Source organism: Rhizobium sp. P38BS-XIX, assembly GCF_012641435.1.
Taxonomy (GTDB): Bacteria; Pseudomonadota; Alphaproteobacteria; order Rhizobiales; family Rhizobiaceae; genus Rhizobium.
The window spans coordinates 15,771-30,812 of the sequence record NZ_JABAIJ010000015.1; the positions used below are offsets into that span (position 1 = coordinate 15,771).

Sequence of the window (15,042 nt, forward strand, 5' to 3'; positions counted from 1 at the left end):
TATCGAAGGCGACATGACGGGCAAACGGCCGCCCAATGCGTCCCCTGGATGCGTGAGGCGCGGCAACCATGGAAAAGAGCGCATAGGCTTTTCTGAATCCCATTCGATCCGAAGGGATATGCGCCGATACCGAGTGACGGACGTAAGATGAAATTTCTCGATGAAGCAAAAGTCTTTATTCGCTCAGGCGACGGCGGCGCGGGCAGCGTTTCCTTCCGCCGAGAGAAATTCATCGAGTTCGGCGGCCCGGATGGCGGCGATGGCGGCCGCGGCGGCGATGTTTGGGTCGAGGCGGTCAACGGCCTCAATACGCTGATCGACTTCCGCTACCAGCAGCACTTCAAGGCAACGATCGGTACGCATGGCATGGGCAAGAACCGCGCCGGCGCCAAGGGCGAAGACGTGACGCTGAGGGTACCTGTCGGCACGCAGATCTTCGAGGAAGATGGCGAAACACTGATCTGCGACATCACGCAGGAAGGCCAGCGTTTCCGGCTGGCGGCCGGCGGCAACGGTGGCTTCGGCAATGCCTACTTCAAATCTTCGGTCAATCAGGCGCCGGACTGGGCCAATCCCGGCCTGCCCGGCGAAGAAAAGACCATCTGGTTGCGACTGAAGCTGATCGCCGATGCGGGTCTCGTCGGTCTGCCCAATGCCGGAAAATCGACCTTCCTTGCCGCCGTCAGCCGCGCGCGCCCGAAGATTGCCAACTATCCGTTCACGACGCTCCATCCCAATCTCGGTGTTGCCACCATCGATGGGCAGGAATTCATTCTCGCAGACATTCCCGGCCTGATCGAAGGCGCCCATGAAGGCGTCGGCATCGGCGACCGCTTCCTCGGCCATGTCGAGCGCACCCGCGTGCTGCTGCATCTGGTCTCGGCGCAGGAAGAAAAAGTCGGCAAGGCCTACAAGACCGTAAAGTACGAACTCGAAGCCTACGGCAACAGCATCCCGGACAAGCCTGAAATCGTCGCCCTCTCGCAGATCGACGTGGTGGACGAAGAAACGCTGAAGAAGAAGACGCGCGAACTGGCGCGGGCTTGCGGCAAGACGCCCTTCCAGATTTCCGCCGTCACCGGCCGTGGCATGACCGAAGTGCTGCGTGCGCTACGCGACGTCATCGTCGAAGCCAATGCCGGCGAAGCGGACAAGCCGGCAAAGACTGTGAAAGTACGGCATCGCGATGTTCAGGTCTCCGACGATCTGGACGAGGCGGATGCCGACGGACAAGACGGCAGCGACGGGGAGCAGCAGGGATGACAGCCCGCAAGCCGCTCGACCGCTACCGCCGCATCGTCATCAAGATCGGCTCTGCTCTCCTGGTCGATCGCAAGACCGGCTTGAAGAAATCCTGGCTCGACGGCATGTGCGCCGATATCGCTGCGCTAAAGGCCAAGGGCATTGATGTCCTTGTGGTTTCCTCGGGCGCCATCGCGCTCGGGCGCTCTGTACTCGATCTGCCCTCCGGGGCTCTGAAGCTGGAAGAAAGTCAGGCGGCAGCGGCTGTCGGCCAAATTTCGCTCGCCCGCGCCTGGTCGGAAAGCCTCTCTCACGACGATATCGTCGCCGGTCAGATCCTGCTGACGCTCGGCGACACCGAAGAGCGCCGCCGTTACTTGAACGCCCGCGCCACCATCAACCAGCTTCTGAAGATCGGCGCCGTGCCGATCATCAACGAGAACGATACAGTCGCGACCAGCGAAATCCGCTATGGCGACAACGATCGCCTCGCCGCCCGCGTCGCCACCATGACCGGCGCCGACCTTCTTGTCCTGCTGTCTGACATCGACGGGCTCTATACCGCGCCTCCGCATCTCGACCCGCAAGCGAAATTCCTCGATACCATCGCCGACATCACGCCTGAGATTGAGGCCATGGCCGGCGGCGCCGCCTCGGAACTGTCGCGCGGCGGCATGCGCACGAAGATCGATGCGGGCAAGATTGCCACCGGTGCCGGCTGCGCCATGATCATCGCGTCGGGCAAGACAGATCGGCCGCTGAACGCGATCGAAAGCGGTGCCCGTTCCTCCTGGTTCGCACCATCGGGCACACCCGTCACCGCCCGCAAGACCTGGATTGCAGGGCAGCTGCAGCCGGCTGGCGAGCTGCATGTCGACGAGGGTGCCGTGACCGCGCTCGGCGCCGGCAAGAGCCTGCTGCCGGCCGGCGTGCGCAACGTCGTCGGTCATTTCGGCCGCGGCGACACGGTCGCCGTCATCGGCCCGTCGGGGCGCGAGATCGCCCGTGGTCTAGCCGGCTACGATGCCGAAGAAGCGCGCCAAATTACTGGCCGCAAATCGGCAGAGATCGAGGCGATCCTCGGTTATGCCGGCCGCGCCGCCATGGTGCACCGCGACGACCTCGTCATGACGGCATCCGTCAAGGCGAAGGCCGAGAAGTTGAAGAAGGACGAAGCGCATGCTTGATACTGTCGCACAAAGCCCCGACATCGATACCTTGATGAACGATATCGGCCGCAAGGCCCGGGCTGCATCGCGACCGTTGGCCTTTGCTTCGACCGAAAGCAAGAACAAGGCATTGAACGCCATGGCGGATGCCATTCTGGCCCGCAAGGATCATATCCTGTCCGAAAACGCTCGGGATCTGAAGGATGTCGAGGGCACGGATATGCTCGCCTCCTTCGTCGATCGCCTGACGCTGAACGACAAGCGCGTCGCCGAAATGGCCGAGGGCATCCGGGCGATTGCCGCCCTTGCCGATCCGGTCGGCGAAGTCATTGCGGCCTGGGATCGTCCGAACGGCCTGCAGATCGAGCGCACGCGCACGCCGCTCGGCGTCATCGGCGTCATCTTCGAAAGCCGGCCGAACGTGACGGCCGATGCCGGCGCGCTGTGCCTGAAGGCCGGCAATGCCGTGATCCTGCGCTGCGGAAGCGATTCGCGTCGTTCTTCGCAGGCGATTCATGATTGCCTGGTCGAAGGCCTTAAGGCGGCCGGCCTGCCGGAACATGCCATCCAGCTCGTGCCCGTCAGCGACCGTGCCGCCGTCGGCGCCATGCTGCGGGGCCTTGAAGGCAATATCGACGTGATCGTGCCGCGCGGCGGCAAGAGCCTCGTCGGACGCGTCCAGACCGAGGCGCGCGTGCCGGTCTTTGCGCATCTGGAAGGCCTCTGCCACATCTATATCGACGCTTCGGCCGATCTGGAAATGGCGAAGGCGATCGTCGTCAACGCCAAGATGCGCCGTACGGGCATTTGCGGTGCCGCCGAAACGCTGCTGGTCGACAAGAAGGTCGCTTCCACTCACCTGAAGCCGCTGCTTGATGGGCTTGCAGCGGCAGGCTGTGAAATCCGCGCCTCGGCTGACGTTCTCAAGCTCGCACCCGGCCTAAAGGCCGCAACCGAGGAAGACTGGACGACCGAATATCTTGCCGCGATCATTTCGGTGGCGCTGGTCGATGGTATCTCGGGCGCGATCGAGCATATCGACAGATATTCGTCGAACCATACGGAGGCGGTGATCGCCGAAGACCCGGCTGTTGTCGGACGCTTCTTTACAGAGATCGACTCGGCAATCCTCCTGCACAATGCCTCGACGCAATTTGCCGATGGCGGCGAATTCGGCATGGGCGCGGAAATCGGCATTGCCACCGGCAAGATGCATGCGCGTGGGCCTGTTGGCGTCGAGCAGCTCACCTCCTTCAAATATCGCGTTCGCGGCACCGGACAGATACGGCCCTGACGTGCTGAAAGAAGAGGTCGATCAACGCTATCTGCGCATGCCCCATGCCGAGCGCGGCATGGTGGTCGGCCTTTTCGGCGGCTCGTTCAATCCGCCGCACCGCGGCCACGCACTTGTCGCCGAGATCGCCATTCGCAGGCTCGGCCTCGATCAGCTGTGGTGGATGGTGACGCCGGGCAATCCGCTGAAGAGCCGCAATCACCTGGCGCCGCTTGCCGAACGCATCGCACTCAGCGAGCAGCTGCTCCACAACCCGCGCATCAAGGTCACGGCGTTCGAGCAAAGGCTCGGCATGAGCTACACGGCCAACACCCTGGCGCATGTGAAGGCACGCAACACCCATGTCCACTTCATCTGGATCATGGGGGCCGACAGCCTGAACACCTTTCACCGCTGGCAGAAGTGGGAAGAAATCGCCCGCACTTTCCCGATCGCGGTCATCGACAGGCCCGGATCGACACTGTCCTACCTCTCCGCCAAGATGGCAAAGACGTTCCACTACGCCCGCGTGGATGAGGACGATGCCCGTGTGCTCTGGAAGAAGCGTGCGCCAGCCTGGACGTTCATCCATGGACCGCGTTCGGCGCTAAGCTCGACCGCCCTGCGCGCCGCACAATAATTCCGCCAATTTTTTTGTAAATGCTTGGAAAATAAAAAGCCCGACGCGGGAGGAGGTGCGTCGGGCTTTTGAACCTGATCAGCAACTGGGAGGAGGAGAGTTGCTGATCCATATCGAACGGCATTGGGAGGAGGAGATCGCCGTTTCGATGATTATGTTTTACCAGATTTTGCTGATTGATAAATGGCGGATTGCGCATTGCAGCAATGCATTGAATACATAGCTCTTAAAATTTCCTGCCCAAAAAATGCTTCTTTTTCCAAAAATTGCCTCATCGCAGGCATTTCGCACTCGAAAAGCACTTGCGGAATAGCCCGTAATCCCACGGTTCGTAACGTTACGTCTAACTTCGTGAGCGTTCGCCAATAACTTGGGCGAATCTAGTTATGCATTTTTGGTGAGGCCGAGGCCCGCTCATATGCGCTGTCGCGGCAAAAGTCCATTAAATTCGTAGGGTTAGGCAACAATATCGCGATGTATTTTTATAAGCACATCCCTAGCCAAGCATCGCGTGTCGTTATATCTCTCGAAACATGTCGACATCTTTGGGGAGAATTAAGATGGCCACCAGCCGCCGCCGATGGATTAAGCTTGCAACCGCCGCATTGTCAGCCGCATGGCTTGGCCTCTCAGTCACACCGACATTCGCAGCCGACAAGATCGTCGTCTTTGCTGCCGCCAGCATGAAGAATGCGCTCGATAATGCCGACGCGGCCTTCACCAAGGAAACCGGCAAGGAAGTCACCGTCTCCTATGCGGCCAGCGGCCCGCTCGCCAAGCAGCTCGAAAACGGCGCACCGGCCGATGTCTTCATCTCCGCCGATACCAACTGGATGGATTATGTCGCCCAGAAAAAGCTGATCAAGGACGACAGCCGCGTCAATCTTCTCGGAAACAAGCTTGTTCTCGTTGCCGCCAAGGACAAGGCAAAGCCGGTCGAAATCAAGCAGGGCCTGGATCTCGCCGCTCTGCTCGGCGATGGCCGCCTGGCGATCGGCCAGCCGGAATCCGTGCCCGCAGGCAAATACGGCAAGTCCGCGCTGGAAAAGCTCGGTATCTGGTCGTCGGTTGAAAAGAAGGTCGCCGGCGCTGAGAGCGTGCGCGCAGCCCTCGCCCTCGTTTCGCGCGGCGAAGCACCTTACGGCATCGTTTATCAGACCGACGTCTCCGCCGATCCGGGCGTCGCTGTCGTCGGCACCTTCCCGGCTGACAGCCATCCGCCGATCGTATACCCCTTCGCCATCACCAGCAGCAGCAAGAACCCCGACGTTCAAGCCTATTTCGACTACCTGAAATCGGCTAAGGCTGTTCCCTTCTTCGAGCATGAGGGCTTCACTGTTCTGAAGCACTGACTATTGTCGTGAGATACCCTGGACAGGGACGATAAGAACCCAGGCTCGCCGGTGCATGGCGGGCCTGAATTGTTTCGGCGAATGGCTGATGGGGCGGAATTTGGACGCATTGGGTTTAAGCAGCGACGAATGGACGGCCATCGAGCTGAGCCTGCGCGTTTCCATTGTTGCCATGCTGGTGAGCCTGCCCTTTGGCATCGGCGCCGCATTGCTGCTGGCCCGCGGCCGCTTCTGGGGCAAATCCATCCTCAACGGCGTCATTCACCTGCCGCTGATCCTGCCGCCCGTGGTCACCGGCTTCATCCTGCTCATTCTCTTCGGGCGCAAAGGGCCGATCGGCGCGCTGTTCGAACAATATCTCGGCCTGGTTTTCTCGTTTCGCTGGACAGGCGCCGCGCTCGCCTGCGGCGTCATGGGCTTTCCGCTGATGGTCAGGAGCATCCGCCTGTCGATCGAAGCCGTCGACCGCAAGCTGGAGGAGGCAGCCGGCACGCTGGGCGCCAGTCCGGCCTGGACATTCCTGACGGTAACGCTGCCCCTGATCCTGCCCGGTGTGATCGCCGGCATGATCCTGTCTTTTGCGAAGGCCATGGGCGAATTCGGCGCCACCGTCACCTTCGTCTCCAATATTCCAGGCGAAACCCAGACGCTGTCGTCGGCGATCTACACCTTCACCCAGGTCCCAGGCGGGGATGCCGGCGCCATGCGGCTGACGATCGTCGCCATCGTCATTTCCATGGCAGCCCTGCTCGCCTCGGAATTCCTTGCCTATCTCGCCGGCCGCAGGGTGGATTTCGAATGACGCTCACGGTCGATATCCGTCACCGCCTCGGCGCCTTTTCGCTCGAGGCTTCCTTCACCTCCGAGGGCGGCGTAACCGCGCTTTTCGGCCGCTCGGGCTCGGGCAAGACGTCGATCGTTCGTATCATTGCCGGCCTCACGCGGCCCGATCACGGCCGCGTCATCCTTGACGACACGGTGCTCGCCGATACGACCAAGCAGATTTTCGTGCCGCGCCATCGCCGTCGCTTCGGCTATGTCTTTCAGGAAGCACGGCTGTTTCCGCACCTGTCCGTGCGCCAGAACCTCAATTACGGCCGCTGGTTCGCACCCAAAAGCGAACGCAGTGAAAGCTTCGACGGCGTCGTCGATCTCCTCGGCATCGGCGCGCTTCTCGACCGTCGGCCGGCAAAACTCTCCGGCGGCGAGAAGCAGCGTGTCGCAATCGGACGCGCCCTCCTATCTTCACCCAAACTTCTGCTGATGGATGAGCCGCTTGCCGCGCTTGACGAAGCCCGCAAGGCGGAAATCCTGCCCTATCTCGAGCGGTTGCGCGATGAAACCAACATCCCGATCATCTATGTCAGCCACTCAATCGCCGAGGTGGCGCGGCTTGCCAACCGTGTCGTCGTCATGCGTGATGGCAAGGTCGAAAGCATCGGCGCAGCCGTCGATATCTTCAGCCAGCTTTCCGGCCCGCTAGCGACGGATCGCCGCGAAGCCGGCGTGCTGCTGGAAGGCCGCGTGGAATCGATGGACGATCGCCATCAGCTGACCGTGGTCGCGCTGAAGATGGCAAAACTCATCGTACCGGGTCAGACCGCAACCGTCGGCAAAACGGTGCGCGTGCACATACCCGCCCGCGACGTCATGCTGGCGACAACGCGGCCGGAAGGCCTGAGCGCCCTGAATATCCTCGATGGCAAGGTTCTGGAGATCGGCACGGTTGCCGACGGAACGGCGGAGGTCAGGGTCGATTGCGGCGGAGACATCGTGAATGCCCGCATCACGCAATTCTCGGCCGATCGGCTGGGATTGCGGATCGGCATGGCGGTTCACGCAGTCATCAAGACTGTGGCGCTCGAACAGTAATCAGGACTTCTGCCCGGCCGCCTCGGCCGGGCTGCGATTGGCCTCGAGCCAATTCAGATCGTCGGCGATCGCCGCGCGCAATGTCGTTTCCATGCCGCGGAACCGCCGCAGCAATTCCTCGCCGAAGGGCGTGAGTGCCGCACCGCCGCCCTTCTGGCCGCCGCGCTGCGATTCCACCACCGGCTCTCTGAACATATGGTTCAACTCGCTGATGAGCAGCCAGGCCCGGCGATACGACATGTCCATGGCGCGGCCGGCAGCCGAGATCGAGCCGGTTTCCTGAATATGTTCCAGGAGTTCCATCTTGCCGCGCCCGAGCCGATCCTGCCCCGAAAAGCTGATGCGGAGTATGGGCTTCAACGGTGGCTGCGGAACGTCTGTCATGGTACCTGGAACGAGATCTGCTCTGCAGAGTGGTATACGCGGCCTTAGCCTGCCTGTACATGCCAGGCTGAGCATCGGGATCGGTATCCGCCTACGGGATGTCCATCACGGCATTTTGCCGAGTAAGAAGCCGAAGGGCGGATATCACGTCCATTGGAGGTAGGTTTCATCCATATTTGGTGCGAAATTGTCGTATCGAGGCACAAATCCTTGTCTTGTACCCTGTTGGAGCACCCCGGGCGTCTTGAAACCTTTATGCTTTGATGCCTATCTTTGTAGCGTGATCGACTCAGATCGCATATGTGCATGTTCTGTTACTCAAGGAAGGAAGAGCACTGACAACAGTACACGCCAAGGGAAGAACGCCTGTCGTTATCCCGAAGAGCCCGGAACGTGGCGCCGATGCCGCTGCCCGCGCCCTGCAAGCCGTCCTCGTGAGCCTCGAGGACTCCAAGGCCGAAAATATCGTCACCATCGACATTGCTGGCAAATCTGCGCTTGGAGACCACATGGTCGTCGTCTCCGGCCGATCGAACCGCCATGTCCTGGCGATTGCCGACCATCTTATGACCGATCTCAAGGACGAGGGCTTCGGCAATGCCCGCGTCGAGGGTCTGGATGGCGGTGACTGGGTGTTGATCGACACCGGCGACATCATCGTTCATGTGTTCCGACCCGAAATCCGCGAGTTCTACAACATCGAAAAGATGTGGGCACCGGATCTCGACGAAGGCACGCTGCACTAACCGGGCAATCGTATTTCCAAGGGAAGTTCGTGACAGCTTCCCATTGGCAATGCTCAAAGCCCCAAGGGCGTTTTCTCGACCCAGGGTTAGTCGCTTTACGGCGCCGGACATAGCCTTCCGGCCAGAGTTTTCTTTTGTGCCGCCAAAGGCGGAAAGCGTCTGGGAGCGAGAATGCGGATAGGTCTTTTTGCAGTGGGACGGCTGAAAGCCGGCCCTGAAAAGGATCTTGCGGCTCGTTATCTCGATCGTTTCGCCAAGGCCGGCCCCGCCATCGGCCTGGAAATGGCGCGCATAACCGAGGTTGCCGAAAGCCGCGCCTCCAATAGCGAGACCCGCAAACGCGAAGAAGCGGGCCTCCTGCAAAAGGCGCATCCGGACGGCGGCATCCTCATCCTGCTCGACGAACGCGGCAAGGCGCTCGACAGCGAAGCGTTTGCCGCCATGCTCGGCACATTTCGCGATCAGGGCAAGCGCGACCTGACAATCGCGATCGGCGGCGCCGACGGTCTCGATCCCGCCCTTTACGACAGGGCCGACATGACGATTTGCCTGGGAAAACTGACCTGGCCGCACCAACTCGTGCGCATCCTGATTGCCGAGCAACTCTATCGCGCCGTTACCATTCTTTCCGGCCATCCGTATCACCGGGTGTAGCCGCCTGATCCCACTTTTAAAGCAGTTTGGCTTTCGGGCATTTTGCGTTAACGAAACGCTCACACAGGCGTGTTTTGATTCCCGCCCTGAAAATGACGATGCTTCCTGGATGATCGCGGCAAATCGGCCTATTTTCACGCGATTCGAAGGACCATGCCCGAAACGACTGGATGAGAAGAGCCCCGCCTATCCTTTCACGTCTCGTGCTGCCAGCTTTGGCGGCAACCATCGGCGTGGGCGCCTATGTGATCGGCCCCCTATCCGTGAAGGACATGGCGCTGGCGCAGGAATCAGCGGCCCCGACATCGCAGGGACCGGACGATCGCACATCCGAAGCCGCCCCTGCGCAGCAGGCGGCCGATCCGGCGGCTGATCTTGCCCGCAAGCGCGACGAGACCCGCACGCAACTCGAAGCACTCTCGAAGACGATTAGCCTTTCCTCCGACAAGACCAAGGAGCTGGAAGACAGCATCGCCTCTCTCGACAAGAGCACGACAAGTCTGAGACAGGCGCTGATAGACAGTGCCGCACGCCGCAAGGATCTGGATCGCAAGATTCAGGACAGCGAGAAGACGCTGACGGATCTCGCCGTCAAGCAGGACAAGATTCGCGCCTCGCTGCATGATCGCCGCGCCCTTTTGGCCGAAGTTCTAGGCGCACTCGAGCGCATGGGCCGCAATCCGCCGCCTGCACTGCTGGTCACGCCCGATGACGCCCTTGCCTCTGTGCGCAGCGCCATCCTTCTCGGGGCCGTCGTGCCCGGCATGCGCAAGGAGACGGACAAGCTTCTCGCCGACCTCACTGATCTCAGCAAGCTGCATGACCAGGCAGAAGCCGAAAAGGCAAGCTTCACCACCACCGTGACGAACAGTCTGGAGGAGGAGCGGCGAATGGACCTGCTGATCGCTGAAAACGACAAGCACAGCAAGGAAAACACTGCTCAACTCGATGCCGAGCGCAAGCGCGCCGAAGAACTGGCGGGCCAGGCAACCAGCCTGGAAGGGCTTGTCGCCTCCCTCGAAAGCCAGATCGGCTCGGTCCGTGATGCCGCCGCTGCGGCCCGCGCGGAAGAGGCGCGCCGCGCGCAGATGACCGATCAGCAGCGCGAGCAGGCCAAGGCCCTGGCCGAAAGCGGCGTGCCCGATAAAAACCGCATTACCCCCGCATATCCCTTTTCCGACTTGAAACAGAAGTTGGAGCTGCCCGTGGCGGGCGATATTCTCCGCCAGTTCGGCGACAACGACGGCACCGACCACACGGCGATGGGATTGACCATTGCGACGGGTCCGGATGCCCTGGTCACGGCTCCAGCCGACGGCACGGTCGTCTATGCCGGCGCGTTTCGCAGCTACGGCCAGATGATCATTCTCGATACCGGCGACGGCTATCATATGGTGCTGTCGGGAATGGACGCGATCAAGACGCGCCCCGGCAGATTTGTCTTCGCAGGCGAGCCGCTCGCCACGATGGGCCAAAAAAGAGTCGCGAGCGCGACCGCATTGGCGCTGGAAACGGATCGGCCAACGCTTTACATTGAATTCCGAAAAGATGGAAAGCCGGTCGATTCTCGGCCCTGGTGGACCTCCAAAGATACTGGAAAGGCACGCAATGATACGTAGGGCTTCTCTTGTTCTCGTCGGCGCATTGATGGGTGCGACCGCGATGGGCGTTATATACTCGGCGGTAGCGCCAGCGGAAGCCGCGGGCACCTCCACCTACAAGGAGTTGTCGATTTTCGGCGACGTCTTTGAACGCGTTCGCGCCCAGTATGTGACGCCGCCGCAGGAAGACAAGCTCATCGAAGCCGCCATCAATGGCATGCTGACCTCATTGGACCCGCATTCGAGCTATATGAATGCCAAGGATGCCGAAGACATGCGCACCCAGACCAAGGGTGAATTCGGCGGTCTCGGCATCGAAGTCACCATGGACAACGATCTCGTCAAGGTCATTACCCCGATCGACGATACGCCTGCCGCCAAGGCCGGCGTGCTGGCCGGCGACTACATCACTGCGATCGATGGTCAGTCCGTGCGCGGCCTGAAGCTGGAAGACGCCGTCAACAAGATGAAGGGCGAAGTCAAGACGCCCGTCAAGCTGACCCTGCTGCGCAAGGGTGTCGACAAGCCCATCGAAGTCACGGTCGTTCGTGACGTGATCGCCATTGCCGCGGTCAAGTCGCGCGAGGAAGGCGGCGATGTCGGCTATATCCGCATCATTTCCTTCACGGAAAAGACAACGCCGGATCTGGAAGCCGCGATCGCCAAGATCAAGAAGGACATCCCGGCCGACAAGCTGAAGGGTTATGTCCTTGACCTGCGTCTGAACCCGGGCGGTCTGCTCGATCAGGCGATCAATGTTGCCGACGACGTGCTTGAGCGCGGCGAGATCGTCTCCACCCGTGGCCGCAATCCGGATGAGACCCGCCGCTTCAACGCAACCCCGGGCGACCTGACCGACGGCAAGCCGATTATCGTGCTCATCAACGGCGGCTCGGCCTCGGCTTCGGAAATCGTCGCCGGCGCCCTGCAGGACCTGCGCCGCGCCACCGTGCTCGGCACGCAGTCCTTCGGCAAGGGCTCCGTTCAGACGATCATCCCGCTGGGTGACGGCAACGGTGCGCTTCGCCTGACGACGGCGCTCTACTACACCCCGTCGGGCCGTTCGATCCAGGGCACCGGCATCACGCCTGACATCAAGGTCGACCAGCCGCTGCCGGATGATCTGAAGGGCAAGCTGACGACCGAAGGTGAATCCAGCCTGCCGGGCCATATCAAGGGCCAGAGCGAAACCGACAAGGGTTCGGGCTCCTCGGCTTACATGCCGCCGGATCCGAAGGACGATATCCAGCTCAACTACGCGCTCGATCTGCTGCGCGGCGCCAAGAAGGATCCGTCCTTCCCGCCGAACCCGGAAAAGGCAGTTTCCTCCAAGTAAGGAACACGCGCCGGGCTGGAAACAGACCCGGCGCTTTCATAAGGAGAAGCGGCACAATGCGTTGCGTGCCGCTCTTCCCGGCCGAACGAAATCGGCCCTGTTCAAAACAGTTGCGTTCATGTTTTAGCGCTTTAGGTGCTGCGAGCAGCTTTGCTCTCTGTCGAGAGGGATTGTTCGAGCCAGTAAAATTTTCCGCTTGGAGTGGTTTGGAATTTTGGGAACGGATTTGCATGCACCGTTGGGACAGAACCGCGGCCCTGGTCGCCGCCGGCGCTCCATACCCTTCGGACGCATTCTCGGCGGCGTCTGTCTGATCGCGATTGCCGGCTTTTCGCTTTACTCGGCGCTCGTGCGTGACGATCTGCAGAAAACCAGGCCGATCGAGACCGCAAAGAAGGAAGATCCCGCGCCGCCAGCCGAAACCAAGCCCGCACCCAATAGCCAGTCGAGCTTGACCCAGGTCGATCCGCAGTCCGGCGCCAACACCAGCCGCGTCGTGACCGGCGACGGCTCCGTCGTGACCATGTTCAGCCCCAGCAACCGCGATGGCAGCGGCCCTGTGATCATCAATGCCAACAGGATCGGCCAGGACCCACGCATGGCGGCAACGCCGAATGACAGCCTGCTCGAGGATTCTCCCTTCGGCAAGTTGCCGATTACCGGACCGGATGGTCTGCGACCGATGGATCAATATGCCAGGCCATGGTCTGGCGCTCGCGGGGTGCGCATAGCCATTGTCGTCAGCGGGCTCGGCCTCAGCCAGACCGGCACGCAGCGCGCCATCGAAAAGCTGCCGGAGGAAATCACCCTCGCCTTTGCGGCAAGCGGCAACAGCCTTCAGCGCTGGATGCAGGATGCGCGCCGGGGCGGCCATGAAATCCTGATCCAGGTGCCCTTCGAGCCCTTCGATTACCCCAGCAACAATCCAGGTGCGGATACGCTGCTGACCTCTTTGTCGGCTGCGAAAAATATCGACAATCTGCACAAGGCGATGGGCAAGATCACCAATTACACCGGTGTGATGAACTATCTCGGCGGCAAATTCCTTGCCAATCCGGGTGCGATGGAGCCGGTGCTGCGCGATATCGGCAAGCGCGGCCTGCTGTTCCTCGACGATGGGTCCTCGGCACAATCCAAGTCCGGGATGCTGGCCAAGACGCTGGCGGTGCCGCATGCCTTTGCCGACGTGCAGCTGGATGCGGAATTGCAGCAGGATGCGATTATGAAGAAGCTCGATGAGCTGGAGCGCATCGCGCGCCGCAACGGTTCGGCGATCGGCGTCGCCTCCGCCTTTGACGAGAGCGTCGATGCCATCAGCAAATGGAGCGAGGAAGCCGCCATGCGCGGCATCGAAATCGTCGCGGTCTCGGCGCTTGCCGACGACCCGAAGCAGCCCTGACCACTGGAGAGAAAAATGAGCAAGCCCAACGCGCCCGTGCGAGCCGAAGACCTGCCCTACCGCCCCTGTGTCGGCATCATGATCCTGAACCGGGACGGTCTCGTCTGGGCCGGACGGCGCATCCCCGTCGGCAATTCCGAATATGACGGCTCGCCGCAGCTCTGGCAGATGCCGCAGGGCGGCATTGACGAGGGTGAAGACCCGCTCAAGGCGGCCTATCGCGAACTCTATGAGGAAACCGGGATGAAGACGGTGACGCTGCTTGCGGAAGCGAAGGACTGGATCAATTACGATCTGCCGCCGCAGCTCATCGGCATCGGTCTGAAGGGTAAATTCCGTGGCCAGACCCAGCGCTGGTTCGCCTTCCGCTTCGACGGAGACGAAAGCGAAATCGCCATCAACCCGCCGCCAGGCGGCCACGAGGCGGAATTCGATGCCTGGGAATGGAAGCCGATGGAAACGCTGCCGGGCCTGATCGTCGCCTTCAAACGCTCTGTCTATGAAAAGGTCGTGAGCGAGTTCACGCATCTGGCCGGCCTGAAGGCCGAAGACTGATCGAAAATGAGACCGCCGCGATGGCGGCCGGTCTCATGGTTTCAGATTATTCCGCAGAATCAGCCGAATCGGCGTTCAGCTGGCCGTACTTGGCTTCGCCGATCTTTCCGAGCAGCTCGAGCTGCGTTTCCAGGAAGTCGATATGACCTTCCTCGTCCATCAGCAGCTCTTCAAACAGCTTCATCGACACATAGTCGCCGGCATCGTGACAGATATCACGTGACTTCTTGTAAGCCGTGCGGGCGTCGTATTCGCCGGCAAGATCTGCCTCCAGCACTTCCTTGACGTTCTGGCCGATCCGCAGCGGCGCGAGCGTCTGCAGGTTCGGGTGACCCTCTAGGAAGATGATACGTGCGACGAGACGATCGGCGTGCTGCATTTCCTCGATGGACTCAGCACGTTCCTTCTTGGCGAGCTTGGTGTAGCCCCAATCCTCGAGAAGCCGATAGTGAACCCAATACTGATTGACTGCGCCAAGCTCGAGAAACAGCGCCTCGTTAAGCCGCTCGATGACTTTTTTGTCGCCTTTCAATGTCCGCTCTCCTGTTGTCTTCATGGAATTTTTTCAGGCGGGACATGAAATCAAATATTTCGGCTTCCGTCGAGTGCCGACGGGCATGATAATCTTCGGTAGTCTGTATAATGATATCAACGACATTCGGGAAACAGCCGCAACAGCGGCCACGCTTCGACATGGCGTGATAGACCTTGGCGGGAACGATGAGCTGCCAACAGTCCTGATCGAGGAGTTCAGTGATGACTTCCCGGATTTCCTTGTCGGTGATGTAATTACAGCTACAAACCAGCATTCTTCGCTCA

16 protein-coding genes are annotated in these 15,042 nt (G+C 60.8%); 13 read left to right on the plus strand and 3 right to left on the minus strand.

The features are described 5' to 3' along the window. Window positions 1-147: 147 nt before the first annotated feature. The 7 genes from obgE to modC all read left to right on the plus strand — a co-directional run bounded on the left by obgE (window position 148) and on the right by modC (window position 7,548). Window positions 148-1,263: a GTPase ObgE gene (gene obgE / locus HGP17_RS30285; protein WP_168815123.1), complete on the plus strand. Its 1,116-nt coding sequence runs from the start codon at window positions 148-150 to the stop codon at window positions 1,261-1,263. Further along, window positions 1,260-2,429 carry a glutamate 5-kinase gene (proB, locus tag HGP17_RS30290; RefSeq protein WP_168815124.1) on the plus strand — a complete coding sequence of 390 codons (1,170 nt, stop codon included), beginning with the start codon at window positions 1,260-1,262 and terminating at the stop codon, window positions 2,427-2,429. The genes obgE and proB overlap by 4 nt, the downstream gene beginning before the upstream one ends. Further along, the gene (locus tag HGP17_RS30295) at window positions 2,422-3,705 is read left to right on the plus strand and encodes a glutamate-5-semialdehyde dehydrogenase (RefSeq protein ID WP_168815125.1); all 1,284 of its coding nucleotides are present in this window, start codon (window positions 2,422-2,424) and stop codon (window positions 3,703-3,705) included. The genes proB and HGP17_RS30295 overlap by 8 nt, the downstream gene beginning before the upstream one ends. 37 nt (window positions 3,706-3,742) lie before the next feature. Continuing rightward, complete coding sequence (locus HGP17_RS30300; RefSeq protein ID WP_246704297.1) at window positions 3,743-4,324, plus strand: nicotinate-nucleotide adenylyltransferase; 582 nt, start codon at window positions 3,743-3,745, stop codon at window positions 4,322-4,324. Between the two features lie 560 nt (window positions 4,325-4,884). Continuing rightward, window positions 4,885-5,676: a molybdate ABC transporter substrate-binding protein gene (gene modA, locus HGP17_RS30305; RefSeq protein WP_168815127.1), complete on the plus strand. Its 792-nt coding sequence runs from the start codon at window positions 4,885-4,887 to the stop codon at window positions 5,674-5,676. A 100-nt stretch (window positions 5,677-5,776) separates the two neighbouring features. Then, window positions 5,777-6,478 carry a molybdate ABC transporter permease subunit gene (modB, locus tag HGP17_RS30310; RefSeq protein WP_168815327.1) on the plus strand — a complete coding sequence of 234 codons (702 nt, stop codon included), beginning with the start codon at window positions 5,777-5,779 and terminating at the stop codon, window positions 6,476-6,478. After that, window positions 6,475-7,548: a molybdenum ABC transporter ATP-binding protein gene (gene modC, locus HGP17_RS30315; protein WP_168815128.1), complete on the plus strand. Its 1,074-nt coding sequence runs from the start codon at window positions 6,475-6,477 to the stop codon at window positions 7,546-7,548. The genes modB and modC overlap by 4 nt, the downstream gene beginning before the upstream one ends. On the opposite strand, the gene HGP17_RS30320 is transcribed toward modC, so the two are convergent. Continuing rightward, complete coding sequence (locus HGP17_RS30320; protein ID WP_168815130.1) at window positions 7,549-7,932, minus strand: winged helix-turn-helix domain-containing protein; 384 nt, start codon at window positions 7,930-7,932, stop codon at window positions 7,549-7,551. A 302-nt stretch (window positions 7,933-8,234) separates the two neighbouring features. Here HGP17_RS30320 and rsfS point away from each other — a divergent pair, with 302 nt between their 5' ends. The 6 genes from rsfS to HGP17_RS30350 all read left to right on the plus strand — a co-directional run bounded on the left by rsfS (window position 8,235) and on the right by HGP17_RS30350 (window position 14,223). Further along, window positions 8,235-8,678 carry a ribosome silencing factor gene (gene rsfS / locus HGP17_RS30325; protein ID WP_168815140.1) on the plus strand — a complete coding sequence of 148 codons (444 nt, stop codon included), beginning with the start codon at window positions 8,235-8,237 and terminating at the stop codon, window positions 8,676-8,678. A 171-nt stretch (window positions 8,679-8,849) separates the two neighbouring features. Continuing rightward, window positions 8,850-9,332: a 23S rRNA (pseudouridine(1915)-N(3))-methyltransferase RlmH gene (rlmH, locus tag HGP17_RS30330; RefSeq protein WP_168815142.1), complete on the plus strand. Its 483-nt coding sequence runs from the start codon at window positions 8,850-8,852 to the stop codon at window positions 9,330-9,332. A gap of 170 nt (window positions 9,333-9,502) precedes the next feature. Continuing rightward, complete coding sequence (locus tag HGP17_RS30335; RefSeq protein ID WP_246704295.1) at window positions 9,503-10,951, plus strand: murein hydrolase activator EnvC; 1,449 nt, start codon at window positions 9,503-9,505, stop codon at window positions 10,949-10,951. Beyond that, window positions 10,941-12,269, plus strand: coding sequence for a S41 family peptidase (locus HGP17_RS30340; RefSeq protein ID WP_168815143.1), 1,329 nt, complete (start codon window positions 10,941-10,943; stop codon window positions 12,267-12,269). Before HGP17_RS30335 ends, HGP17_RS30340 begins: the two co-directional genes overlap by 11 nt. Window positions 12,270-12,483: 214 nt before the next feature. Then, on the plus strand, window positions 12,484-13,668 hold the full coding sequence (locus HGP17_RS30345; RefSeq protein ID WP_168815144.1) for a divergent polysaccharide deacetylase family protein: 1,185 nt from the start codon (window positions 12,484-12,486) through the stop codon (window positions 13,666-13,668). Between the two features lie 15 nt (window positions 13,669-13,683). Beyond that, window positions 13,684-14,223, plus strand: coding sequence for an RNA pyrophosphohydrolase (locus tag HGP17_RS30350; protein ID WP_168815145.1), 540 nt, complete (start codon window positions 13,684-13,686; stop codon window positions 14,221-14,223). A 46-nt stretch (window positions 14,224-14,269) separates the two neighbouring features. Here HGP17_RS30350 and bfr read toward each other — a convergent pair whose 3' ends face one another. Both bfr and HGP17_RS30360 read right to left on the minus strand, forming a co-directional pair. Further along, entirely contained in the window at window positions 14,270-14,755 is a 486-nt protein-coding gene (bfr, locus tag HGP17_RS30355; protein ID WP_047559539.1) for a bacterioferritin, read from the minus strand. Further along, the gene (locus tag HGP17_RS30360; protein WP_065091867.1) at window positions 14,721-15,032 is read right to left on the minus strand and encodes a (2Fe-2S)-binding protein; all 312 of its coding nucleotides are present in this window, start codon (window positions 15,030-15,032) and stop codon (window positions 14,721-14,723) included. The genes bfr and HGP17_RS30360 overlap by 35 nt, the downstream gene beginning before the upstream one ends. Window positions 15,033-15,042: the final 10 nt, after the last annotated feature.